The following is a 24,065-nucleotide window of genomic DNA, read 5'->3' as shown; positions in this document are numbered from 1 at the left end:
GACTGCTTGTGCAGTCCACCCAGTCTGTATTTCCTTGCCGTCTGAGGAAGAGATGCGGGGTGCTACCGTCCAGTGCTAGTGGCGTTGGGAGGAGTAGATCCGCGAGGCGCAGCTTTAGGCGTTGCCCTTCTTCTTCTGCTGAGCACGGTAGATACCGTAGCCGATGCCACCGACAGCAGCGAGGCAGACAATCACGATGAGGGCGATGCCCCAGCCGGGCATGCCTTCGTCGGTGCTGGTGGTGCTGGCATCAACACTGGAGTCCGTATCCTCACGGATGAGTCCGTCGGAGTCGACAGTGCTGCTGTTAGCAGAGTTGCTCTCGGAGGACTTGGCGTTGGTGCCCTTCGCCTCGGAGCCCTTCTTGGCATCGTTGTTGGACTTCTTGTCGCCAGCCTTGTTCTCGGCAACGGTGGCTCCGTTGGCGCCCGGGGCAGCCTTCACGGTTGCGAGGGTGGGCTCAAGGTTTCCGCCGCCCTTAGCAGTGGCCATACAGTTCATGTGGAAGGTCTTGTCGCCAAGGAGGGGGTGCTTGACGTGGTTGTCCATGACAATCCAGTTTTCCGGATTGTTGCGCTGGCCGGCAGGGCCTTCGACAACCTGGTGCAGGGTGGGGAGTTTGCCAGCCTTGGTGGCCTTGAAGGTGACCTGGAAGGTCGGCGGGTACCAGACGGTGTCCTTGCCGTTGACGGCGACGTTCATGTTGGAGAAGACGAGGCGGTTACCACCAACCAGGCTCATCTTGGCCGGGCCGGTGAGAGCCTTGCCGTTGTTGAGCATCTTGGCGGTGACGAAGGCACTCGGGTCGTTGATGGCCCAGCGAACGGCGATGTTCTGCATTTCGATAACATCGGCGCCCTGTTGCTTTCCGATAATGGTGTCAGGGCGGTAGTCGACGGTAATAGTGTACTCGTCGCCAACCTTGACGTCGTCGGGGGTGGTGATGGTGACGTGGTCGCCATCACGGACCATGTCAGCGTTAAAGTCGAGGGGAACGCCATTGGAGTGGCAGTCCTGAGCAATAGGCTTAGTTACTTCGGCGGCCTCAGCGCTAGCTGCGGTGAGGGGAGCGAGGCAGAATCCGAGGCCAGCGGCAGCACCGAGGGCGACGATGCGCTTAGCGAATGAGGTTTGAGTGTTCATAGTTTGGATCCTAACACCCGATATTTGCTTCTATCAGGGTGTTTCCATGAACTATGGGCTGTACGAAATTTCAAGCGGATAAATGGCAACTTCAAAGGCCATTAATCGATTCCGAAAAAAAGTTTAAAAAGTTGCACTTTTGCCGAAAGTGTTAAGCAAATCTTCTCTCAGTGAACAAAAACCCAGCTAGGAAGAGTGCCAATTTACACCCACACGCGCGAAGCCGGCGCCCCCAAGTCCACCTCGGTCGATGACATAGTGTAAAGATTGTTGCCATCGGCGGAATCGGACCCGTCACAACACGTTAAATCCAACAAACGCGACGCCCAATAAATGTCGTGTAACGCAATCCCCAAGTTATGGCACACAATGCGCTGCTCCGCCGCTGTCCGTCCCGAATGCTCACCCCGCACCACCGAGGCAACCTCCACCGGATCCGCAATATTCTGGCCTCCAGCCCACCCCTTAATCCCCTCCACGTCATCCACAAACACCAGGTCAAACACCGGAGTTAGATTATTAAAGCCCACCTTAAAAATAGGGATGACGGTAGTGCCAGGCGCAAACCAACCCGGCTCACACTGGTCGCCATCGAAGTGGCTGGCAGCGCTCACTACCACATCCTTCTCCCCCACCAACTCACGCATATCGGCCACCGACCGCATCCGCACATTGGGGAACTCACCAAACCGCTCCGCGAACCGCTCATGCTGATCCTTATATTCCAGCACCGTCACCTCGAACAAGCGCTCCGGGCGGGCCTCTGCCAACACATGCAGACACGCCGCCGCCGTATTGCCCAAGCCCACCACGCCCACGCGCTGCACGTCGGTGAACTCCCCGTGTAGCGGGTGAGCATTGCCGAAGAGCAGCGCACTATGGGCCGCCACCGCCCCCGTCCGCCAAGCAGTAATCCACGTGCCGTCTACCAGCGCCTGCAACGTCCCCGTCGCCAGCTCCGTCACCATAATCTGCGCCGCCACCCCGTGCCGGACGCCCCACCTGCACCACAATGGACCAGGCGAGTAGGCTGGAAGACGTCAACCCACACACCCCGCGAGCGCAGAGAAAGGACAGGACACGGAATGATCTCCGCGGACAACCTGGCCAGCTACCAGGACGACTTCGCCGCCAGCCCCATCAACCGGCTGATGCAAAACGCCGTCACCGAATCCCCCATCAAGAAAGTCGCGATGGACCGCACCATCGCCGTCGGCATCGACAAGACCGTCAGCCACCGCCTTGATGACTGGAAGGCCACCAACCAAAAGAAGTCCGGCCGCTGCTGGCTCTTCTCCGGCCTCAACTCCCTGCGCTACGCAGCCGCCACCCAACTCAACGTCAAAGACTTCGAGTTCTCCCAGAACTGGATGCTCTTCTGGGACAAGCTGGAGAAATCCAATTACTTCCTGGAATCCATGATCGACCTGGCGGACGCCGATGCCGACGACCGCACCGTCCACCACCTGCTCTCCGACCCGATCGGTGACGGCGGCCAGTGGAACATGTTCGTCGCCCTCGTGAAGAAGTACGGTGTTGTGCCGAAGAGCGCCATGCCGGAAACCGAATCCTCCAGCTGCACCGCCTCCCTCAACGAGACGTTGCAGACGCTGCTCCGCCAAGGCGCCCACGACCTGCGCGACCTCATCGCCTCCGAGGGTGGCAAGGCAGCCGCCGACCCGCAGAAGGTGGACGCCGCGAAGCAGAACATCCTCAGCACCATCTACCGGGTGCTTGCCATCCACCTGGGCACCCCACCCACCGACTTCGAGTGGGAGTGGCAGGACAAGGACAAGAACTTCACCCGCGCCGGGCGCATGACCCCGCTGGAGTTCGCCGAAAAGTACATCACTGTGGACCTGGACGACTACGTGTGCGTCGTCAACGACCCGCGCCCCACCAGCGAATACGGCAAAACCTACACGGTGGACCGGCTGGGCAACGTGGTGGGCGGCACCCCCGTCACCTACCTCAACGCCCCCATCGACGTGCTGAAGACAGCCGTCAAGGAGACCATCGTTGACGGCGAGCCGGTGTGGTTCGGCTGCGACACCAACAAGCAGTCCAGCCGCGACCTCGGCATTTGGGACGCCCACCTGTACGACTACGAGGGCGCCTACAGCCTGGACCTCACCCTCGACAAGGCCAACCGTCTGATCTACGGCGACAGCCTGATGACCCATGCCATGGTGTTCGTGGGTGTGGATGTGGACGATGACGGCAACGCCCGCCGCTTCCGGGTGGAAAACAGCTGGGGCGAGGACATCGCCGACAAGGGCTTCTTCACCATGAACGCCTCCTGGTTCGACGAGTACGTGTTCGAAATCGCCATCCACAAGGACCGCCTGCCCGCCGACCTGCGGGCAGTGGTGGACGCCGGCGAGGAGCCTATTGTGCTGCCCGCCTGGGACCCGATGGGCGCCCTGGCCTAACTCGCCATCTGCATGAGCCCCTCAAACGAGCTCGCTACCCAAGCTCTCTACCCAAACTCACTACACAACCAGTGCGGCAGCCCTCCGCAAGAGGCTGCCGCACTGCTGTGTTGTATGGGGTTATCTAAAGAAAAGAATCCCTTTCTGGTAGGAGGGGTGTAGCGTGCACGCTCAGGGGCAAGCCAGGAAGGCGTGCCAGTGAGCTGTGCGCGGCAGCGGGGTGAGTTATCCGCGCACGCCGTAGGGGATGGTCCAGGTGGCGGGGGCGATGGACTCTCCGGCCTTGCGGGCCTGCAGTTCTTGGTTATAGAGGTTCACTACGGTGTCTGCGGACTTCCAGTGGCCGAAGAGGGTGGGGTGAATTGGCATGTTGATCTCGGGCGCACCGGCCGTCACGATGTACCGCTGGAAAGGAGCACCGCAGGAGGAGGTGTTGAAGTCGATGTACTGGGAGGGATTGTAGAAGATGACGCCGGCTTTCCTCGCAGCCAGCTGCATCTGGTGGTTGAGCTCCTCCACGAACTCGCGGAAAAACACTATGTCACCCTTGGGAACAATCTTCTCGGCCGGGCATCCGTCGAAGTTCTTGGGGAACGGCGAGTAGTAGCCCATGGCGATGATGATGGCGTCGCTGGCGGCGCGGGCCTTAATGTCCTTGAGCATGTAGTAGATAGCGGGGGATAGGACCCGGGCGCGTCCCATCATAGATGGGGCTAGGTAGGGTGAACAGGCGTCGCCCTTCTTCCAGCGCTTGGCGCACTTAGTCATGAGTTCGGCGGCGGTATCCAGGTAGGTGTCGTTGCCGCCGAGAGAGGCGACAACGAGCGTGGTGTTCTTGTTGATGGCGAGGCGCTGGGCGGCCTTCGGGATTTTACCGACGAAGGTGGAGCCAGTATGCCAGTATTCTTCGATGGCGGCGCCGGCGCAGGAGGCGTCACGCACGGGCAGGCTGGTCTTTTGTCCTACTACCTGTGCGAATCCGAATTCGTTGTGCATGCAGGGGTCGCCGGGGACAGTGCTGGGGAGCCAGGCGGTGACGGTGTGGCTGTCTCCGATGTTGACGAAGTTGGGGCCCTTGTGGGGGATGCCGCCGTAGTTGATGACGGTGTAGGGCGCGGGGGTGGAGTCGTTGAAGTCGGATCCTTTGGCGGGGTAGTTGTATTTGCCGCCCAGGGGAAAGCCGGGGGTGGGCATGGGGTTGGTTTCGGCTCCGGGCTCGTTGATGACGGTTCCGGGAGCGGCGTCGTCATTGTCGTCCGCCCAGGCGAGGCCATGGCCGGTGCTGGTGACGAGCAGCAGACTGGCAGCAATGCCGGCAATTAGGGCATGGGGAGTGGAGTGCTGCATGGGTTCTCCTTGTTATAAATAAGTAGTGTTGTATGCATACAACCGAATGACATAATAATCATCCACCCATGATTTAATAAATGTGATCGTGTTCATAATGCTCATATTGTGAGGCATAGGAAACGCGGAGTGTCATAACTTAATATGCTTTAAACTGCAAATATAGTGGATTCTCTTAGTTTGTGGGTGGCAGGTCTTGTGTTTTCTAGAGTACTGCAACAACTAGAATAAAGTTGTCGCAAATTTGTCACGAGTGTCAGAGTGTAAACACTTAAGAACACTTCATCCCCTAAAAGTTTTCAGCAAACATACATACACGGCAGGTACCCCACAAAGAGGGCACCTGCCGTGCTCATTATTCTGTTAGTCGACACACACCCCTAAGCGCCCCCAAACGCCCCTAAAGGTGCTGCATAACTAGCCCTTGGTGTCGTAGGAAACCGTCCACGTAGCCGGTGCAATAGACGTACCAGCCTTCCGTGCCGCCAGCTCCTGGTTGTAGAGCTTCACTACAGTGTCAGCGGACAGCCACTGGCCCCGCAGCGTCGGATGGATCGGGGTATTCACCTCCGGGAAGCCCGTCATCGTGATCAGACGATCCTGGGCAGTACCGCAGCCTGACGTCTTAAAGGTGATGTACTGGGAGGGGTTGTAGAAGATGACGCCAGCTTTCTTTGCAGCCATCTGCATCTGATGGTTCAGCTCCACCACATAGTCGTGAATGAGCTTCAGGTCGCCAGCGGGCAGCAGACCATCCGCCCAGCAGCCCTTGTAGTTCCGCGGCATGGGGGAGTAGTACCCCATACCAATAACCACCGCATCCTTTGCCGCCCGCATCTTAATGTCCTTCAGCATGTAGTACATGGCGGGGGACAATGCCTCGGCGCGGCTCATCATCTGCGGACGCAGGTAGGTGGCACACGCCTGCTTCTTCTTCCAATAGTCGGTGCACTTTGCGACCACCACAGCCATGGCATCCTCATAAGTGTCATTACCACCCAGCGAGGCCACCACCAGCTTGGTGTTCTTGTTGATGGCGAGGCGTTGCGCAGCCTTGGGGATGTCGCCCAGGTAGGTGGGCTTGGTGTGCCAGTAGTGTTCAATGCCGGCGCCAGCGCAGGACGCATCCCGCACATCCAGGCCGGTCTTCTGGCCCACAACCTGCGCGAAGCCCAACGCATTGTGGAGGCAGGGTTCGGGGATAGTGGTGGGGATCCAGGCGGTGGCGGTGTGGCTGTCACCAACGTTCACAAAGTTCGGGCTCTTGGTGGGGATACCGCCGTAGTTGATGACGGTGTAGGGAGCAGGAGTGGAATCGCGAATATCGGATTTATCGTCCGGGTAATCGTACTTACCGGCGAGAGGGAAACCGGGGGTGGGTTCGGGGTTGGGCTCGGTGGCAGCCCAGGCGGCTGTCTGTCCCAAGGTCCCGACCAGTAAGAAGCCGGCGGAGAGACCGGCGGTGAGGGAGCGCTGGAGGCGTTTACGCATAGTGATACTCCTTGACAAACGAACAAGTAGGCACAATCTTAGGCGCTTGTTCATCTTCTAGACAATTGTTATTTACCACTATGTAAAAAACTGTCTACTGGCGAGACGCCAGCACTCCCTACACATAGCACTCACAACCGGCACCCGCGCTAGCTACTCACACTCGGCAACTAGTTCGCTGGATGGTAGGGGGCCTTCCAGGTCTGCGGGGCAATGGTCGTGCCGCGCTGGCGAGCCGTCAACTCCTGGTTGTACAGCTTCACCACATGCTCCGCCGCATTGTAGTGGCCGGTGAGCGTGGGATGGAACGGCACCGAGTACTCCGGCAGGCCGGTAATAGAAATCATGCGGGCAAACGGGGCGCCGCAGCTGGTCTGCGCGTAGGTCTGCTCCGCAGAGGGGTTGTAGTAGAGCACCCCCGCCTTCTTGGCGGCAGTGCGGATGGAGCGGTTGATGACGGTGAAGATCTCGTTGATGAACTTCAGGTCGCCCTTGGGGGCGGGACCGTCAATGAGGCAGTTTTCGGTGTTCATCGGCAGGGGGTTGAAGTAGCCCATGGCGATAACCACGGCATCCTTAGCTGCCCGCTTTTTCGCATCCTTGTACATGTAGGTGAGGGCCGGCACCAGCGCCTTCGCGCGCGGCATCATTTCGGGGGCCATCTTGCGGGCACACGGGTTGCCCTGGTTGTAGTACTTGGGGATAGACCAGCTGGCAATGCAGCCCGCCAGCACCGCAATCATGGAGTTGGTGTAGGTGTCATTGCCGCCCAGCGAGACCACCACGAGTTTGGTGTGTTTATCGATGGCGAGGCGTTGGGGTGCCTTCGCTACGGGGAACTGGAAGGACTTCATGGTGTGCCAGTAGAAGGGAATACCCGCGCCGGCACAGGCAGCGTCACGGACGGCGAGGCCGGTCTGCGCACCTACTGCGGTGGCGAAGCCAATGGCATTGTGGAAGCAGGGTTCTGGCAGGGTGGTGGCGTAGAAGGCGGTCGTGGTGTACGAGTCCCCAATGTTGACGAAATTGTCAACGGGCAGGGGTAGGCCGCCGTAGTTCAACACGGTGAAGGGGGCGGGGGTGTCATCGGTGATTCCCCAGTCAATGCGACCGCCGGTGAGGGGGCTGTCGTTCTCGTCGTTTTCTACGGTGGGGAGCGGGAATCCGGGAGTGTTGTAATCGGGGTCGTTGGGGTCGATTTCTTTGGCGAAGCCGGTGCCGGTGCCCCATACGGAGCCTGCTAGCAGGCTGACGGCGGCTGCGATCGCAAGACACGCTTTGTGGTAGCGTCCCATGGATTTCCTCCAATCGCTGGCTGCCGCAGGGCGACAGCAGGTACTGAAACGTGTTCCCAGCGCGGGGCTGGGTCTAACAAGGGTTACACAGTAGCGAGCGATGGGACCGGTAGGAGTAGTCGGCCACAGCTTACAGTGCAGCTTCTAGCTTACGTTTAGTGATGGGAAGAAAGGTGAGTTTTGTTACTACAGAATGGCATCTTTGCTGCCAGGACTAACCTGCCACGTCTGCCGGGCAATACTCCGGCCATGCCGCCGCGCCTCCAATTCCTCCTCATAAAGGGAGGAAACGTGTTTCGACATGTTCCAGTGACCCGTCAGCGTGGGGTGGAACGGCACCCCAAACTCCGGCAAACCCGAAATGGAGATCAGCCGGTACAACGGTAGCCCACAGCTGGAGCGGGCAAAGGCCTCCTCTGCCGCCGGGTTGTAGTACAGCACACCAGCACTCTTTGCGGCCCGCCGCACCGACTCATTGATCGTCACAAAAAGATGGTGAACAAACTTCAGGTCCCCCACCGGGGCGAGGGCACGTTCCCAGCAGTACTCGGCAGCCGGCGGGAAGGGGTTGAAGTACCCCATGGCGATAACCACAGCGTCCTTATTCGCTCGTTTCTTCGCGTCCTTCAACACATAGGTGAGTGCACGCTCCATGGCTTTCGCCCGGCTGAACAGACGGGTACCGACACGCCGTTCACACGGGTTGCTGGACAGCCGCTCTGTCGGGCTCGCCCAGGAGGCCACACATGTGAGGGCAAGCGCCACCATGGATTCCGTGTAGGCGTCGTTGCCACCCAGGCTCACCACTACCAGCTGCGTGTCCTTATTGATGGCCAGTCGCTGCGGCATCTTCGGGACAGGGAACTGGAAGGACTTCATGGTGTGCCAGTAGTTCTCGATCCCGGCACCGGGGCAAGCGGCATCGCGGGGAGGCAGTTTCACCTGAGCCGCCACCGCCGGGGCGAACCCCACAGCATTGCGGAAGCAGGGCTCCACCAGAGTGGTCCCGTAGAAGGTGGTGGTGGTGTAAGAGTCCCCAATATTGACAAAGTTGGGGCCCTTCAAGGGGATGCCGCCATAGTTCAGCAAGGTGAAGGGGGCAGGAGTGGTATCGCGGATACCGAAGTCGAGCCTGCCCGACCCGTCGGGTGGGGTGTAGGGCAGGGGGAAGCCGGGGCTGTCCGGCCAGGGGTCGCCAATCCATTGCGGGGCAAGTGTTTGGGTGGCGGCTGTGGAAGCCCAGGCGGAGGCCGTAGAAGCCGGGGTGGATACGGTGGAAGCCTGGGCGGAGGCCGAGGGAGCAAGCAGCCCACCCACCAGGGCAGCACTGGTAAGTGCTGCCCCGAGGGCGGACAGAATACGAGTGGGAGAGATTTTCATTAGAAAAGGCTCACATCGTAGACCTGCAGAACAACGGTTCCATCTTCGGGAATGTCGGAACCGGGCTCGGGGCTCTGGTCCTTCACCTGGCCGGACTTCGAGAAGTTGGTGGTACGCACCTTCTTCACGCTGAGGGTGCCGTCCCAGCCGGCGGCACGCAGCTGGCGCACCGCTTCATCCTGGCTGAGGCCACGCACGTTCGGCATGGTGATGCCGCTGCCGTCAGACACCATAATGGTGACGGTGGCGCCCTTGTTGGCCTTCTCCTTCGGGCTGGTGCTCACCACCGTGCCCTTCGGCTTGCTGGAGTGAATCTTCTTCACCTTCACAGAGAAGCCAGCATCCTCCAGGTTGCTGCGAGCTTGCGCTTCCGTCATACCAACTGTGGAGGGGATGAAGGTGGCAGAGTCACCAGTACCCAGCAGGATGGTCACTTCCTGCGACGGGGATACAGTGGAGCCCAGCGGCACGGACAACTTCACCACCTTGTCAGCCATGTCCTCGTCGGAGGGCACGCGGCGCACCTCGCTGGCCACCTTGAGGCCCGCCATGGTGAGCTTCTCACGGGCGGCCTCTTCGCTCATGCCTTGCACATCCGGCACCACAATGGGTCCCTTACCGGAGGACACAATGAGGGTGACGCGCCCACCGCGAGCCACCATGGTGCTGGCGGCCGGGTCGGTGCGGATGGCCATGCCGCGCGGAACCGTGTTGGAGGCTTCCGTTTGCAGATCCACGCGCAGGCCTTGCTGGCGCAGGCGGTCGGTGGCGTCGTTGGCTTTCAGGTTGGTGACGTCGGGGACGGCCAGCTGGTTGGAGAAGATGCTGACACCGGTGACGGCTTCGGTAATGACAATGCCCGTCATGGACAGACCAATGAGGACGAGCAACGCAATGCCGAGTTTCTTGAAGTGGCGGCGGACGCTCTTCCGCTTCGACTGCTTCTTGGAGACTGGTGCCTCCAGGGGTTCCGGCTGGCTGAGGTTATTGGTGCCGTCAGCTTTGCCATTCTTGGTGTCGGAGGTGGCGCCGTTAGTGGTGTGTGCAGATGCGTCGGCGCCGTCGGAGGTGGCGGCGTCGGTCCCGTCACCTGTTGTGGTAGCGCCGTCACCCTCTGCCTTGCCGGCGGTATCGGCGCCGGAAGCATCAGCGGTGGCGGTAGCGCCAGCGCCGGCGGCACTGTTCTTGAGGCCGGGGTGGTGGTCGTCGTCGCGCATCGCACCGAAGCGCACACCCTTTTCGTTAATGGGTTTGCGCTGGTCGGCGGTAGTGTTTTTGGTATCCTCGCTGGCTTGTCGCGAGTTAGCTTGGCCAGCCGCCGCGGCAGCCGCCATCATTTCGCCAATGTTGGCGGGTTGGTCGGTTGCGGAGGAGGCTGCACCGTCACCGGCACCACTCCCCTCGCCTGCGCCGGCGGCACCAGCAGCACCCGCACCAGCAGCACCTGCGCCAGCCGCGCCGACACCTAACATGCCTGCACCCAGCAGACCAGCGCCTGGCACAACACCAGCCGCTTGGCGTTCCGCCGCCATCCGGGCAATATCCTCATCGGTCAGCACCGGCTGCACCAAGGTAGCGTCACTCTTCATCGCCATCGGCCGTTGCCCGTGCAGCACCGTCACCAAATCCGCCTCCATATCGGCGGCAGACTGGTAGCGATCCTCCGGATTCTTCGCCATAGCCTTCAAAACCACCGCATCTAGGCCAGCGGACACTAACTCGTTGAGGTGGCTAGGTGGAACCGGATCCTCCTGCACATGCTGGTAGGCCACCGACAGGGCAGACTCGCCCTCAAACGGCGGCTGGCCGGTAATGGCCTCATACAGCACACAGCCGGCAGCATAAATATCTGAGCGAAAGTCCACGTTCTGGCCGCGCGCCTGCTCCGGGGACAGGTAGGAGGCAGTACCGATCACCTGGGAGGTTGCCGTCATGGCACTGGGGGCGTCCACCACGCGGGAAATGCCGAAGTCCATCACCTTCACCTTGCCGGTGCTGGTAATCATGACATTGCCGGGCTTCACATCGCGGTGCACCACACCCATCTTGTGGCTGTAATCCAACGCATCACACAGGTCGGAGACAATGTGCATGGCGCGCTGCGGGTAGAGAGCACCGTCCTCGTGCACCATGTCGCGCAGCGTCTGGCCGCGAATCAGCTCCATGACAATGTAGGGGCACACGCCCTCATCAGTCTCGGCTTCCGCCGTGTCGTAGATAGCGACAATGTTGGGGTGGTTGAGCTTTGCGCTATTCTGGGCCTCCTGCCGGAAGCGTTCCAGGAAGGATGGGTCCCGAGCCAGGTCCGGACGCAGGATCTTAACAGCGACCTCGCGCTGCAGAACAGTGTCCACAGCTATGCGAACTTCGCTCATCCCGCCATATCCGAGGATGTCCCCCAGCTCGTAGCGATTGGAAAGCAGTCCTTCCATTGTTGGGTGGCCTCCTTACGGCAGATTCAATTCGTATACGGTGATGCTGACGGCGGAATCCTTGTCCACCTCAGCCCCCGCCGCCGGGTACTGCTTTGCTACCCGGCCGATGCGTGCAATGTTGAGAGTGCTGGCCCGGGAGCGGTTGAGCTGGCCGTCCCAGCCCGCCTCTGCCAGCATGCTGCGGGCGGAACCCACGGTTTCACCCACCAGGTCCGGCATGACGATGAGCGAGCCGTCAGACACCACTAGGGTGACCGTGTCACCCTCGGACAGGTCTTGGCCGGCATTCTTCAGCGACACGACAGTACCGCGCGGTTTCGACGACTTCGTCATCTGTACCCGCACCTTCAGCTTCGCCTTAGCGACCTTCTCCTTGGCAACGTTCTCCTCGTCCCCGATCACAGATGGCATGCGGACGGCCGGACGGCCACTACCCACATAAATCTGGATGCTCTTGTTCGGAGGAATGTTCTCCCCGGCGGGAGTGCTGGTGCCAATAACATCACCCTTCTTGCTGCGCTCCGAGGGCCGGACCTTGGTGGCGGATTCCACCGGGATGCCCATGAGGAGAAGGGTGGCGCGGGCCTCATCCACACTCTTGCCGGCGACGTCGGGAACCTCAATGGGCTCACCACCGGTGGCCACATAGATGGTGATGGGAGTTTCCTTGTTCACCTTCGAGCCGGCCGGCGGGTTCGTGCGGATAATGGTGCCGTTGGTTTGGGTACGCATGTAGTTGGTGACGACGTTGACGGTGTAGCCGTCCTTCACCAGAGAATCATAGATGGGGCGGGCGTCCCGACCCTGATAGTCCTGCAGGTCACTGTAGGCGGCCATGTTGACGTTGGGGTTGGTGACGACACCGTAGTAGACACCGGTACCAGCCAACAGCAAACCGAGCACCGACGCCACCGCAATAAGGGCGGCGCGGCCGCGCTTCTTCCCCCCGGACTTACCGTCGGAGTGCTCGTCCGCGTCGCTACGGGAATCGGCTGGGGCGCCGTTGGGGCGCTGCCCATTACCGTCGTCGAAGCTGGCGACACTGGCTGTTCCGGCGCCTCCCCAGCCGCCCGCGCCTGCCGGGCCGTAGCCGGGGTAGCCTGCCCCATTCTGGCCCTGCGCCGGGCCGGCACTGGGCGGGTAGCCTCCCTGCTCCGGGAAGGCCCCTTGGTAGCCGTTGTTGTACGGGCCGTTGTTGTTCGTGTCGGCGTAGCCGCCTTGCGCAGCACCCCACGCAGCTGCACCGGCAACACCAGCGCCCGCCGCGCCCAGTTGGGCAGTAGCGGGAGCATAGTAGGGGTCAGCGGGCCCACCGGGAGCAGCCAAGCCCGCCAAGGACCCGTCACCGTCACCCTCCTCCTTATCAGAGTCCAGCTCATCCAGGGGGCGAACCTGAATGGGCAGGATGGAGGTAGCGGTAGCAAAGGACTCAGTGGGGGCGGTGTCAGCAGCCAGGGTGGCGCCCATCTTCTGGTAATCGGGCAGCTGCACCCGGGTGGCAACCTTCTCACCCAAAATGTTTTCGAGGGCACCCTGGAAATCGCCAGCGTTGGCGAAGCGATCCTCGGGCCGCTTCGCCAGCGCCTTCAGAACCACCGCATCCAGCTCGGGGCTGATCTCTGGGCGGATGTTGCTGGGCGGTATGGGGGCGTCCTGCACATGCTTGCATGCCACCGCCACAGCGGTTTCTGCCTGGAAGGGAGGCTGGCCGGTGAGACACTCGTAGAGGACACAGCCGAGGGCATAAATGTCGGCACGGTAGTCGATTTTGTGGCCCATGGCGTGTTCGGGGCTGATGTATTGGGCGGTGCCGAACACGGTGGCGGTCTGGGTGAGTGACTGCATGTCGTCGGCGGCGCGGCTGATGCCGAAGTCCATCACCTTGGGGGTACCGGTGAGGGTGAGCATAATGTTGGCAGGTTTGATGTCCCGGTGCACGATGCCCATTTGGTGGCTGTAGTCGAGGGCATTGGCGACCTGCGCGATGAGCCTCAGGGCCTGCTTAATGGGCAGGGCGCCTTCAGTGCCGACAAGTTCGCGGAGGGTGCGGCCACCTAGGCGTTCCATGACGATGTAGGCGAGGGTGCCGTCGTCGGTGACGCATTCGCCGGTGTCGTAGATGGCGACAATGTTGGGGTGGTTGAGACGTGCGCTGTTGCGGGCTTCGCGGCGGAAGCGTTCCAGGAAGTTGTGGTCGCGGGCCAAGTCTTTACGCAGGATCTTGATCGCGACATCGCGGTTGAGCAGGGTGTCGCGGGCGGCGCGCACTTCGCTCATGCCGCCGTAGCCGAGTGCTTCGCCCAGCTCGTAGCGTCCGTTGAGTCGTCCGGTAATCACGTAAATGTCCTAAGGTTCCTGCGGGTGCTCTGTCGTGGTGGTGGAGCGGGGCTTCACTGTGGCGGAGGCCTCGGTGGTGCTGGTGGGCTCTGTGGCGCTAGCCGAGGTGGACGAGCTGCTATCGGACGAACTGCTCGACGAGCTGCTGGTGGGCTCCGTGGAACTGTGGCTGGTCTTTGTCGGCTTCGTCTTGGAGGTCTTGGTTTTGCTCTTGGTGCTGCTTTCGGTGTCGGAGGATGACGGCTCCTCATCCTCCGTAATGTCGACGGTGGGGGTGTCGGAGCTGGAGGGTTCCTCGGACTCACTGCTCTCTGGGGAGTTGGTGAGCGTTTGGGTGAGGGTGACGGTGGGTTGCTCGCTGGGCTGGTTGGTGGGGAGGTCCGTCTTTCCTAGCAGCATGTAGGCACCGTAGGCGATGAGGGCGATAACGAGCAGCACTCCCAGCACAATAAAGATGACCTGGCCGGCGCCGAGGCCGCGCGGCTCCTCCTTGGTGGGGGTTTTGCGGGGGGCACTGGAGGGGTAGGGGCCGCCTTGTACGGGTACGCCACCAGTGAGGCCGGGCTGGTTGGGCTGGGTGGGTTGGCCGACCTGCCCGGGCATGTTTTGGTAGCCGGTTTGGTAGGGCAGGGCGGAGGAGGGGACGACGTACTGGCCGTCGGGGCGTTGTACGTTGGAGCCCGTCACCAGTCCGCCGCCGGGTTGTCCCAACAGTTCGGTGGGGGCGTTGTTGAACTGTGCGGCGGCTGCTCCTGCTGCTCCGGCGATGGCTCCGGCTGCTCCTGCTGCGCCCATGCTGGCGGTGCGGCCTGCTCCACCAGCGGCGGTAATCCGTTCGGTGGGCTGCATGCTGGTGGGGAGGTCGAGGTTGTTGCCGGTGTTGGCACCCACGGGGCCGTTGTCGAGGACGAATTCGGGCAGGGGGGCGGGGTTGCCGGCTTGTACTTGGGAGACGGCGCGGGCGAATTCGGCGCCGTCTTTGTAGCGGGCGGCTGGGTCTTTGCGTAGGGCGATGGCGATGAGGTCGCGGACGTTGGCGGGGATGCTGTTGGGCAGTGGGTTGGGGCTGGCGGTCACGTGTGCCATGGCGGCGGAGACGGAGCCTTCCCCGTCGAAGGGGCGTTTGCCGCAGAGGGCTTCGTAGCCGACGATGCCGAGACTGTAGGTGTCGGAGGCGCTGGTGGCGTCTTTGCCGACGGCCTGTTCGGGGCTGATGTATTGGGCGGTGCCCATGACGGTGCCGGTGCGGGTGATGGGGACGGAGTCGACGGCTTTGGCGATGCCGAAGTCGCTGATTTTGACGCGGCCGCGGGGGGTGATGAGGATGTTGCCGGGTTTGACGTCCCGGTGGATGATGCCTTCTTCGTGGGCGGCGCTGAGGCCCTGGGCGGTTTGCGAGAGCATGTCCAGGGTTTGGGCGACGGTGAGGGTGGTGAGGCGTCCGAGGGCGTGGCTGAGGGATTCGGCGTGGACGAGTTCCATCACAAGGTAGGCGATGGGGTCGCCGCCGTCGGCGTCTTGGAATTCGCCGTAGTCGTAGACGGAGACGATGTTGGGGTGGTTGAGGCGGGCGGTGGTGCGAGCCTCTTCGCGGAAGCGGGTGAGGAAGTTCCGGTCGGCCGAGAATTCGGCTTTGAGGATTTTGATGGCGACTTTGCGGTCGAGGACGGTGTCGTTGGCCATCCAGACTTGGCCCATGCCGCCGGTAGCGATGAGGGATTCAATGGTGTACCGGCCGCCGATGATGGTGTCGGGTTTGATGATCATTCCTCGTCACCGCCTTCCGTGTTGGTGCCACCGTTGCCGGTGGTGTTGCCGTTTCCACTGTTGCCGTTGCCGTTGCCAGCGGTCCCTGTGCCGTTACCGGTGCCGCCGTTACCATTACCTCCGTTGCCGTTGCCCTGGTAATTGGGGGTGACGGTGGCGGTGTAGGTGGGGGTGGGCTGGTAGCTGGGAGCGTTCTGGTAGCTGGGGTTGCTGTACGTGGGAGTGACGGGCTTCGGGGTGGGCTGGCCGAGGGCGGCCTTGAGGACGGCGCGGCCGACGGGGCCGGCGACGGTGGCGCCCACGGAACCGCGGTTGACGCCGGCGCCGCCTTCGATCATGACGGCGACAGCGACGTCATGTCCGGGGACGAAGGCGATGTACCAGGTGTAGGGGATGGAGTTCTTGGAGTCGGTGCCGTGCTCGGCGGTGCCGGTCTTGGAGGCGACGGGAACGGTGAGTGTGTTGGCGCCGCCAGCGTATTGTTCGGCTGTAATCATGAGCTTGGTGAGCTGTTTGGCGACCTTTTCGGAGATGGCCCGGTTGAGTTCTTTAGGCTTCGCCTCGTAGAGGACGGAGAGGTCCTGGGCGGTTTCGGCTTCCACCAGGTACGGCTTCATGCGGACACCGTTGTTGGCGATGGTGGCGGCGATGATGGCGTTCTGGAGGGGGGTGAGGGCGACGTTGCGCTGGCCGATGGCGGATTGGGCGAGGGCGGCGGCGTCGGGAATGTCGCCGATGGTGCTGGCCATTTCGTTGACGCCGATGTCGTAGGTTTCTCCTATGCCGAAGGATTCGGCGGTGTGCTGGAATTCCCGGACGGTGAGTTTGCGGGAGAGGTCAGCGAAGGGGACGTTGCAGGAGTAGGCGAAGGCCATGCCGAAGGTGCTGCCGCCGCAGTATTCGCCGCCGTAGTTTTCCAGTGGGGTGACGGTGTCGGGGAGGATCGTGCGGGGGGCGTTGCTGACGTAGGTGTTGGCGTTGACACCTTTGCGGAGCAGCGCGGCGGTGGTGACGACCTTGAAGGTGGATCCGGGCGGCAGGGGTTCAGCGGTGGCGCGGTTGATGAGCGGGGAGGGCCGCATGGCGCGCAGTTGCTCGTCGTAGTTGTTGACGGCGGTGTTGCTGAAGCTGGCGAGGGGGGTGGGGTCGTAGCTGGGGCTGGAGGCGAGGGCGAGGATGGCGCCGGTGGAGGGTTGGATGGCGACGACACCGCCTACGAGAGGGCCGGCTCCGACACCGGTTTGCAGGGCGTTCCAGGCGGCTTCCTGCATGTCGGGTTTGATGGTGAGGGCGACGTTGCCGCCGCGGGGGTCGCGGCCGGTGAAGAGGTCAATGACGCGGTCTCCGAAGAGTTTGTCGTCTTGGCCGGAGAGGATGGCGTCTTCGGCGTATTCGATGCCGGAGCGCGAGTAGAGGCTGAAGTAGCCGGTGATGGGGGACCACATGTCGGCGTTCTTGCCGTAGACGCGGTGGAATTTCTTGGTGGCTTCGTCGTAGTGGCTGGAGGCGAGGACTACGCCGTCGGCGGTGATTTGGCCGCGTTGGCGGCCGAATTGGGTGAGTTGGGTGCGGGCGAAGTTGCGCGGGTGGTTGCGCAGTTCGGGGGCGTGGATGACTTGCACCCAGGTGAGGTTGAGGAGGAGGACAACGAGGAGTACGCCGGCGAAGACGACGACTCGGCGGATGGTCTTATTCATTGTTTCCCTCCTCTTTGGCGGACTCGGTTGCAGATTCGGTGGTGGAGCTGTCGGCGTCACTGGATTCGGTGCCAGTGGACTTGGTGCCGCTCGCTCCGGCGGCGGAGTTGTCGGCATCCTCGGCGGACTGGTAGACGGGCAGTTCGTCAACCACGTTAAGGACGGTCGGTGGTTCCTGCCCAGCAGGTTCTGGTGCGGGCGTGAGTGCGTTGGCCGGTGCGGATGCGGGTGCGCCGGCTGGTGCGGCAGACATCTCTGCTTTTTGCTGCTTGGAGAGCTTCACCCGGTTAGCGCGGGTGAGAACTTTACTTCCCGCCGGGGGTAGTTTGGTGCCGGCAGGCAGGGACAGCGGCCGAGCCGCCGCATCGGACACCCGCAACACCAGTGCCACCAGCAGGTAGTTCGCCAGCAGGGAGGAGCCACCGTAGGAGAGGAAGGGGGTGGTGAGGCCGGTCAGTGGGATCACGCGGGTGACACCGCCGGCCACCACGAACACCTGGAAGGCCATGGTGAAGGCGAGTCCGGACACCATGAGCTTGCCGAAGGAGTCGCGGACCAGCAGGCTGGTGCGGAAGCAGCGCTGCACGATGATGGCGTAGCACACCAGTACAGCGGCCAGACCAATGAAGCCGAGTTCTTCACCCACGGTGGAGATGATGAAGTCGGTGGACGCGTAGGGCACCAGGTCGGGGCGGCCGTGGCCCAGGCCGGAGCCGGCCACCCCGCCGGTGGCCAGGCCGAAGAGTGCCTGGGATAGCTGGTAGCCGTTGGTGTCGAAGTACTTAATGGGGTCCCACCAGGTGGCGAAGCGTACTTGCACGTGGCTGAACGCAAAGTAGGCGATGAGCGCCGCCGTCGCGAAACCGATGACGCCTATCAGCAACCAACTCACGCGGTTGGTGGCGATGTAAATCATGGTGAGGACGGTGGCGAAGATAAGGAGGGAGGTACCAAGGTCCTTTTCCAGGACCAGGATGAGGACGGCCACGACCCACACGACGAGGATGGGGGCGAGGTCGCGGGCACGCGGCAGTTCAATGCCGAACACTTGCCGGCCGGTGGTGGCGAACAGTTCCCGCTTCGACACGAGGATGGCGGCGATGGAGATGATGAGGACGATCTTGGAGAACTCGCCGGGCTGGATGGAGAGGAAGGGGGTGCGGATCCAGATCTTGGAGCCGTTCACCTCGGACATGCTGCGGGGCAGGATGGCGGGGATGGCCAGCAGGATGAGGCCGACGAGGCCCAGCGTGTAACTGTAGCGGCTGAGCACCCGGTGGTCCCGTACCATCCAGAGGGCCAGCACGAAGAGGACGACCGCGATGAAGGTCCAGATGATCTGTCGGGTGCCTTCCGTCATGCCAGCGGTAGTGCTCCCGGAGTTGCTGAGGTCCAGCCTGTTAATGAGCACCAACCCGATGCCGTTGAGCATGGTGACGAGGGGCAGAATGAACGGGTCGGCCTGTGGGGCGAGCACGCGCATCGCAATGTTGAGGATGATGCAAATGGCGACGAAGGACAGGCCGCTGATGAGGATGTCCCAGGAGAGGTGGCCGCGCACCGTGTACTGGATGATCCCCATGGCGATAATGACCAAGGTGGCGGACAGCAGCATGAGGACGAGTTCCATGCCGCGGCGTTTCCGGGCGGTCTTTTCCAGGATGGCGACGGCTTCTTCGGCGGTGACGGCAGAATCTTGCACGCCGGAGCCGGGCGCGTTGACGACCGCCGGGGAGTCGGCGGTGACGGAGGCGCTGGCGCCGCGCAGTTTGCGGCGGTTTGCTTTGCTGGACTTCGATGAAGATGCCATTTACTTCGCCTTTCGGCAGGGCACCGGGTGGTCCTTCTGTCCCACAGGTTGTCCGGTGGCGTCATAAATGATGATGGGATTGGGGTCGCATTCGGGGATGAGCCCGGAGGCGATGGCCCGCGTCAGGTAGTTGCGGGCTTCTTCCTGTGAGTGGAAGACCTTGTCGGATACCAGTTCGGTGCGGAGGGCCTGGGTGAAGTCATCCAGGGTGAGGTGCTGGCAGTCGGCGGGGACGGAGTCCGCGTCGTAGATGGCGGATTCGCACAGCACGGAGTCAGGGTGGCCGCTCAACGGGGTGATCCAGGACTTGTTGAGGCCCTTGTAGATGAGCACTTCGCCCTTGTCATTGAGCCCCACATAGTAGGTGTTGTTGTAGGTGTAGCTGACTACCCCGGCGAGAATGCCGATGCACAGCAGCACCATGCTGACAATGATGGCGGTGAGTTTTTTCGCGCTGCGGCTCATGCCGCGGCGCTTCCCTTTCCGCTTGCCGCCGGAGCCGGCGGTGTCGTCGTCGCTGGTGGTGTCACCGGTGGACCCGTCACCAGACGCGTCTGCCTCGATGCGGGTGGGAGTGGCGCGTTGGGCGGCTGCCAGGTTGGCGGCGCGCACGGCGGCGGAGTCTGTGCGGATCCCGTTGGCGGGGGTGTCGACGCCTTTAGCGGCGGCACCGCCGAGGACCGGGTGGGTGGGCCCGAAGTCGTCTTCCACGACGTCGGCGACGATGAGGGTGACGTTGTCGGGGCCGCCGGAGCGGAGTGCCAGGTCGATGAGGCGGTCGGCGCATTCCTGCGGGGTGCCTTGCGCCATGGTGGTGGCGATGGTGCTGAAGCTGACGGGGTCGGAGAGGCCGTCCGAGCAGATGAGGTAGCGGTCCCCTACCGCCACTTCGCGGATGGTGAGGTGCGGCCGGCATTCTCCGCCCATGAGGGCGTTGGTGATGAGGCTGCGTTTGGGGTGGACGGAGGCTTCTTCGGGGGTGATGCGTCCCTCGTCGACGAGGTCTTGCACGAAGGAGTCGTCGCGGGTGATCTGGTGGAGTTCCCCATTGCGCAGGAGGTAGGCGCGGGAGTCGCCGACGGAGGCCATTGCCATTTTGGGGCCGTCGAAGAGCATGGCGACCAGGGTGGTGCCCATGCCGTCGAGGTTGGGGTTCTCGTAGATGGCGTCGCGGATGAGGTCGTTGCCGCTGTCGATTCGGCGGCGCATCTCGTCGAGGAGGTCGTGTCCCGGCTGGTCGTTGTCCAGGGGGGAGATGGCAGAGATGACGAGTTGCGAGGCAACTTCACCGGCTGCGTGCCCTCCCATGCCGTCTGCGAGCGCCAAAAGGCGAGGCCCGGCGTACACCGAGTCTTCGTTGTTTCCTCGCACAAGCCCCATGTCGGAGCGGGCGGCATACTTGAGAATTAAGGTCACGGGCGTAGCTCGATTACGGTTTTGCCCACCCGGATGGGGGTTCCGAGCGGGACTTTCACGGCGGTGGTGACGCGATCGTGGTCAAGGAACGTTCCGTTGGTGGAACCGAGGTCCTCCAGGTACCAGTCTTCTCCGCGGGGGAGGACGCGAGCGTGGTGGCCGGAGGCGTAGTCGTCGTTGAGGACCAGCGTGGAGTCGTCTGCGCGGCCCAGCAGAATGGGTTGATCCCCGAGGGTGATGCGGGCTCCGGCGAGGGGCCCTTGGGTGACCATGAGGTAGCGGGCGACTTTGCCGCCTGAGCCTCTCCGGGGACGCTTGAACGCGTTCTTCCAGCTGCGGTTTTTCCCTTTTCGTGGCTTCCGGTTGGTAGCTGCCAGATCGAAGGAGGCGGCCAGCGTGTCGTTCTTCAACGAGTGAAGGATGAGCCAGATGAAAAACCACAACAGGAGGAGGAATCCGAAGCGCCCGAGTTGGAGGACGAGTGCCTGCATGTGTTGCTCCTTCCTGAACTATGCAAGGGCTAAAAACCGATACTTCTCTTTATTCTACGGTTTCGGACGCAACTACGGCCACTAGCAGGAGAGATTATTCGTGCGGGAGTAGCTGCGTGGGGCGGCAAGCAGGGAGAGTTCCGGTAGTAACGGCAACGGGCGAGGCTGGGGCTGCGACCCCACACGGAGCTCGCAGGGGGCTTAACGGATCTCGATAATGAAGTGCGAGTGGCCCATGATGATCTCGTCCCCATTAGCCAACTGCCACTGGGAAATACGAATACCGTTGACGGCGGTGCCGTTGGTGGAGTTGAGGTCGGTGAGGGTAGCCACTGCCCCATTCCACTCAATCTTCGCATGGTGACGGGACACTCCCGTGTCGGGAATGCGGAAGTCCACGTCATCCCCTCGGCCCACCAGGGTAGTGCCGGGGCTCAGCATACACAGGCGTGTCCCCGTCACCTTATCCAGCAGCATGGCGGCCCGGAAGCCCTCCGCGTCCTCATCCTCTTCGCTGGGCTCCGCGGCAGCTTCCTGGCCGGGGGCTATGTTGCTGGCGGGGGCAGAGTTGGCGGCGCTGCCGATGGAGCGGGGCAGCTGCCGTGCGTCCACCTTGTCGTTACATTCGCTCATGAGCCGGTATTGGCCGGCGTGCAGGTCATCGGATTTGGTGAATTCCACCACGACGTCACCCACTACACCCCAGTCCTGGTCGTACAGGTAGGAGTCCAGGTGGCGGCTGACGACGCGGGGCGAGGTGGCCTCGTCATCGGCGAAGCGCTGGAAGTCGCTGGGGGACAGGGTGACGAGGAAGTGGTTGGGGGAGAGCAGCTGGCCGTCGGGGAGTTCCTGGAGTTTGTCGCCGGCTTCACGACGCAGGGCATTCTCCACCTCAAGGGGGGTGAGAGCGCCGCCGAAGACACGCGCGAAGGCGTCGGAGGTAGAGGTTTCCAGCGAACGCTCGAAGCGCTGCATGAAGCCCATGGAGTGTCCTTTCCATCCGGTCAGCGTTTGCCCAGCAGAGCGCGCACACACGTTGCCGCACAATACCGCGATCGTTGGCGCGGTCGTGTGCGAGATAACGCCGGCACAGTGACGCTCTGCTGACAGTTCGAGTAGTGCGGGAGACCCGTCACCACCCCGTCCTCAACCGTTCATAGTGTCAGTGAGAAAATTGTTTCTTAACAGTTGTTATTGTAGCCATTTTGCAGCTCAACGCGCAGTAAGGAGTAGCTACAGTGCCCACTGCGCCCGCCGCACAGTGCCCGCCGGGAACCATATTCCCAACTTGTGCTCGGTGTTACACGAACGCAGCTAGTATGTACAACAGAGTTTGAACTGTGAGGAGACCCACAATGACGAGCCCAGAGTCCCGGGTACTGTCCGCCCCTATCCGCTCCACCCTCATCGGCCCCATCGTCGCCGGCGCCGTGTGGATCCTACTTGCCGTCTTCTGGTTCTCCCGCACCAGCTGGGACACCGCCACCACCAGCATCGGCGGATTTTTCGGCATCACTGCCCTCTACCTCTTCTCCCTCAGCTTCTACCTCAACATCGACTCCGCCGGCATCGACGCCCGCTGGGGCGGCGTCCACCAACGCCACAACATCCAAAAATGGCTAGGCCTCGTCGGCTTCATCTTCGCCGTTCTCAGCCCCAGCCTTACCGGCACCACCATCGCCGGCCCCCGCGCCATGAACATCGTCGCCATCGTCGCCCTTGTCCTCATCGGCCTCTGCGTCATCATTACCGTCTTCACCCAACTCGTGCCCGTCTGGCCCGCTCTCCGCAAAGTCCGCTTCCCCCTCTCCTGGTTCGTCAACCCGCCCTACGATGTGTGGCGCGTCTTCCAAGACCTCCTCGGCGTCTGGGTCATCCTCCTCTTCGCCCACGCCTACCTGGCCTGCCCACCGCTCCGCCAGGACCCAATTCTCGCCACTGTCTTCAGCCTGCTCACCGTCTTCGGGGTGTGCTGCTGGATCTACGCCTCCTTCCTGCAGCGCTTCGTCTTTAAAGGCCAGCGGATGGTCGTCACCGGCGTCCGCTCCCTTGCCTCCAAGACCGTCGAAATCACTATGGAACCCAGCGACGAGAAACCCCTCCACAAAGGCCGCCCCGGCCAATACGTGGCCCTCTCCGCTCCCGGCGTCGTCAACGGGCCCCACCCGTTCACCGAAGTATCCGCCCCCAGCCGCGATGTCATGCAAGTAGCCATCAAAGTCTCCGGCATTGACACCCGTGTCCTGCGCGAAAAAGTGGGCGTCGGCATGGAAGTGAAGGTCCGCGGCCCCTACGGCGATCTCGACCTGCGCCGGGCTACCCCCTGCCAAGTGTGGATTGCCGCCGGCATCGGCATCACCCCCTTCGTTGCCTGGCTGCGCGCCATCGACGACCTCATTAACGAAAAGATCCGCCGCTCCGGCGTGAGCTCCTCCAAGATCCGCAAGGTGGCTTCCCAGGAAGCCATCGACCAGCTGGGTCTGGAAAAGGTTGACGTATGGTTCTTCCACCATGGCGAGCCCGCCTACGCCGAAGAGCTCTACTACTGGGAAGACCGCTTCTCCTGGCTGGAAGTGCACATTCGTGACACCACGGAAATCGAACGCCACACTGCGGCGGAGATTATCGTTGAAACCCCCGGCCTTGATAGCGACCACCTGGAAGGGGTGTCTGCGGTGATCTGTGGCCCCAAGAAGATGATGCGTCGCTACAGCCGTGACCTGCACGCTTTGGGAGTGTATCCGGTTATCCGTGAGGATTTTTCATTCCGTTAGGCTGTGTGTTAATCTCTACTGGTTACTCCGGGCGAGTGGCGGAATAGGCAGACGCGCTGGCTTCAGGTGCCAGTGACCGCAAGGTCGTGGGGGTTCAAGTCCCCCTTCGCCCACCACAGTGGCTTCGATAACAGAATCAAGCCCCACGGAGGTCATCACCACGATGGCCTCCGTTTTTTATGCCCACTACCAGTGGGGGTTAAGGGTCAAAATGTGTGTCTGGCTCGGCGTGTCGCGGGGGTTAGATTTG

The 24,065-nt window shown here is 62.2% G+C and carries 16 protein-coding genes, 1 tRNA gene and 1 pseudogene; 3 read left to right on the top strand and 15 right to left on the bottom strand.

The features are described 5' to 3' along the window. Window positions 1-114: 114 nt before the first annotated feature. Window positions 115-1,143: a hypothetical protein gene (locus Q0X28_RS08125; RefSeq protein WP_296239330.1), complete on the bottom strand. Its 1,029-nt coding sequence runs from the start codon at window positions 1,141-1,143 to the stop codon at window positions 115-117. A 203-nt stretch (window positions 1,144-1,346) separates the two neighbouring features. Further along, on the bottom strand, window positions 1,347-2,126 hold the full coding sequence (locus tag Q0X28_RS08120) for a hypothetical protein (protein ID WP_298577533.1): 780 nt from the start codon (window positions 2,124-2,126) through the stop codon (window positions 1,347-1,349). Between the two features lie 102 nt (window positions 2,127-2,228). Here Q0X28_RS08120 and Q0X28_RS08115 point away from each other — a divergent pair, with 102 nt between their 5' ends. Continuing rightward, window positions 2,229-3,575: an aminopeptidase C gene (locus Q0X28_RS08115; RefSeq protein WP_298577531.1), complete on the top strand. Its 1,347-nt coding sequence runs from the start codon at window positions 2,229-2,231 to the stop codon at window positions 3,573-3,575. A gap of 225 nt (window positions 3,576-3,800) precedes the next feature. On the opposite strand, the gene Q0X28_RS08110 is transcribed toward Q0X28_RS08115, so the two are convergent. From Q0X28_RS08110 to Q0X28_RS08050, 13 genes and pseudogenes are all read right to left on the bottom strand, one after another. Beyond that, window positions 3,801-4,922, bottom strand: a complete 1,122-nt coding sequence (locus Q0X28_RS08110) for a GDSL-type esterase/lipase family protein (protein WP_296239336.1) — start codon at window positions 4,920-4,922, stop codon at window positions 3,801-3,803. A gap of 417 nt (window positions 4,923-5,339) precedes the next feature. After that, the gene (locus Q0X28_RS08105; protein WP_296239338.1) at window positions 5,340-6,413 is read right to left on the bottom strand and encodes a GDSL-type esterase/lipase family protein; all 1,074 of its coding nucleotides are present in this window, start codon (window positions 6,411-6,413) and stop codon (window positions 5,340-5,342) included. Between the two features lie 170 nt (window positions 6,414-6,583). After that, entirely contained in the window at window positions 6,584-7,708 is a 1,125-nt protein-coding gene (locus tag Q0X28_RS08100; RefSeq protein ID WP_298577529.1) for a GDSL-type esterase/lipase family protein, read from the bottom strand. A gap of 186 nt (window positions 7,709-7,894) precedes the next feature. Beyond that, on the bottom strand, window positions 7,895-9,088 hold the full coding sequence (locus tag Q0X28_RS08095; RefSeq protein WP_298577527.1) for a GDSL-type esterase/lipase family protein: 1,194 nt from the start codon (window positions 9,086-9,088) through the stop codon (window positions 7,895-7,897). Further along, window positions 9,088-9,954 (bottom strand): Stk1 family PASTA domain-containing Ser/Thr kinase, encoded by an 867-nt coding sequence (locus tag Q0X28_RS08090; protein ID WP_296239389.1) that lies wholly within the window; start codon window positions 9,952-9,954, stop codon window positions 9,088-9,090. Before Q0X28_RS08090 ends, Q0X28_RS08095 begins: the two co-directional genes overlap by 1 nt. A 723-nt stretch (window positions 9,955-10,677) precedes the next feature. Then, window positions 10,678-11,520, bottom strand: a pseudogene (pknB, locus tag Q0X28_RS08085) (Stk1 family PASTA domain-containing Ser/Thr kinase); the annotation flags it as partial. A gap of 15 nt (window positions 11,521-11,535) precedes the next feature. Continuing rightward, a complete protein-coding gene (locus Q0X28_RS08080) occupies window positions 11,536-13,860 on the bottom strand; it encodes a Stk1 family PASTA domain-containing Ser/Thr kinase (RefSeq protein WP_298577525.1) in 2,325 nt (774 codons plus the stop codon). Window positions 13,861-13,869: 9 nt separating this feature from the next. Continuing rightward, window positions 13,870-15,627, bottom strand: coding sequence for a serine/threonine-protein kinase (locus tag Q0X28_RS08075; protein ID WP_298577523.1), 1,758 nt, complete (start codon window positions 15,625-15,627; stop codon window positions 13,870-13,872). After that, the gene (locus tag Q0X28_RS08070; RefSeq protein ID WP_366937008.1) at window positions 15,624-17,324 is read right to left on the bottom strand and encodes a penicillin-binding transpeptidase domain-containing protein; all 1,701 of its coding nucleotides are present in this window, start codon (window positions 17,322-17,324) and stop codon (window positions 15,624-15,626) included. Before Q0X28_RS08070 ends, Q0X28_RS08075 begins: the two co-directional genes overlap by 4 nt. Then, entirely contained in the window at window positions 17,317-19,134 is a 1,818-nt protein-coding gene (locus Q0X28_RS08065) for an FtsW/RodA/SpoVE family cell cycle protein (protein WP_298577520.1), read from the bottom strand. Before Q0X28_RS08065 ends, Q0X28_RS08070 begins: the two co-directional genes overlap by 8 nt. Further along, complete coding sequence (locus Q0X28_RS08060; RefSeq protein WP_296239351.1) at window positions 19,135-20,550, bottom strand: PP2C family serine/threonine-protein phosphatase; 1,416 nt, start codon at window positions 20,548-20,550, stop codon at window positions 19,135-19,137. Continuing rightward, the gene (locus tag Q0X28_RS08055; protein WP_296239352.1) at window positions 20,547-21,041 is read right to left on the bottom strand and encodes an FHA domain-containing protein; all 495 of its coding nucleotides are present in this window, start codon (window positions 21,039-21,041) and stop codon (window positions 20,547-20,549) included. The genes Q0X28_RS08060 and Q0X28_RS08055 overlap by 4 nt, the downstream gene beginning before the upstream one ends. A 201-nt stretch (window positions 21,042-21,242) precedes the next feature. After that, window positions 21,243-22,025: an FhaA domain-containing protein gene (locus Q0X28_RS08050; protein WP_296239354.1), complete on the bottom strand. Its 783-nt coding sequence runs from the start codon at window positions 22,023-22,025 to the stop codon at window positions 21,243-21,245. 371 nt (window positions 22,026-22,396) lie between these two features. On the opposite strand from Q0X28_RS08050, the gene Q0X28_RS08045 reads away from it, so the two are divergent. After that, window positions 22,397-23,815 (top strand): hypothetical protein, encoded by a 1,419-nt coding sequence (locus tag Q0X28_RS08045; protein WP_298577518.1) that lies wholly within the window; start codon window positions 22,397-22,399, stop codon window positions 23,813-23,815. A 29-nt stretch (window positions 23,816-23,844) separates the two neighbouring features. Then, window positions 23,845-23,931, top strand: a tRNA-Leu gene (locus Q0X28_RS08040). Window positions 23,932-24,065: the final 134 nt, after the last annotated feature.

It is taken from the genome of uncultured Lawsonella sp. (genome assembly GCF_947252745.1).
Taxonomy (GTDB): domain Bacteria; phylum Actinomycetota; class Actinomycetes; order Mycobacteriales; family Mycobacteriaceae; genus Lawsonella.
Note: the sequence above shows the minus strand (reverse complement) of the source record. Positions and strands in the feature narration are given on the sequence as shown.

Excerpts from the sequence above, each read along its gene's own strand:
- Q0X28_RS08075 (WP_298577523.1), bottom strand. The coding sequence starts at position 15,627 with ATGATCATCAAACCCGACACCATCATCGGCGGCCGGTACACCATTGAA.
- Q0X28_RS08045 (WP_298577518.1), top strand. The coding sequence starts at position 22,397 with ATGACGAGCCCAGAGTCCCGGGTACTGTCCGCCCCTATCCGCTCCACC.
- Q0X28_RS08095 (WP_298577527.1), bottom strand. The coding sequence starts at position 9,088 with ATGAAAATCTCTCCCACTCGTATTCTGTCCGCCCTCGGGGCAGCACTT.
- Q0X28_RS08125 (WP_296239330.1), bottom strand. The coding sequence starts at position 1,143 with ATGAACACTCAAACCTCATTCGCTAAGCGCATCGTCGCCCTCGGTGCT.
- Q0X28_RS08070 (WP_366937008.1), bottom strand. The coding sequence starts at position 17,324 with ATGAATAAGACCATCCGCCGAGTCGTCGTCTTCGCCGGCGTACTCCTC.
- Q0X28_RS08100 (WP_298577529.1), bottom strand. The coding sequence starts at position 7,708 with ATGGGACGCTACCACAAAGCGTGTCTTGCGATCGCAGCCGCCGTCAGC.
- Q0X28_RS08090 (WP_296239389.1), bottom strand. The coding sequence starts at position 9,954 with ATGACGGGCATTGTCATTACCGAAGCCGTCACCGGTGTCAGCATCTTC.
- Q0X28_RS08110 (WP_296239336.1), bottom strand. The coding sequence starts at position 4,922 with ATGCAGCACTCCACTCCCCATGCCCTAATTGCCGGCATTGCTGCCAGT.
- Q0X28_RS08050 (WP_296239354.1), bottom strand. The coding sequence starts at position 22,025 with ATGGGCTTCATGCAGCGCTTCGAGCGTTCGCTGGAAACCTCTACCTCC.
- Q0X28_RS08105 (WP_296239338.1), bottom strand. The coding sequence starts at position 6,413 with ATGCGTAAACGCCTCCAGCGCTCCCTCACCGCCGGTCTCTCCGCCGGC.
- Q0X28_RS08065 (WP_298577520.1), bottom strand. The coding sequence starts at position 19,134 with ATGGCATCTTCATCGAAGTCCAGCAAAGCAAACCGCCGCAAACTGCGC.
- Q0X28_RS08055 (WP_296239352.1), bottom strand. The coding sequence starts at position 21,041 with ATGCAGGCACTCGTCCTCCAACTCGGGCGCTTCGGATTCCTCCTCCTG.
- Q0X28_RS08115 (WP_298577531.1), top strand. The coding sequence starts at position 2,229 with ATGATCTCCGCGGACAACCTGGCCAGCTACCAGGACGACTTCGCCGCC.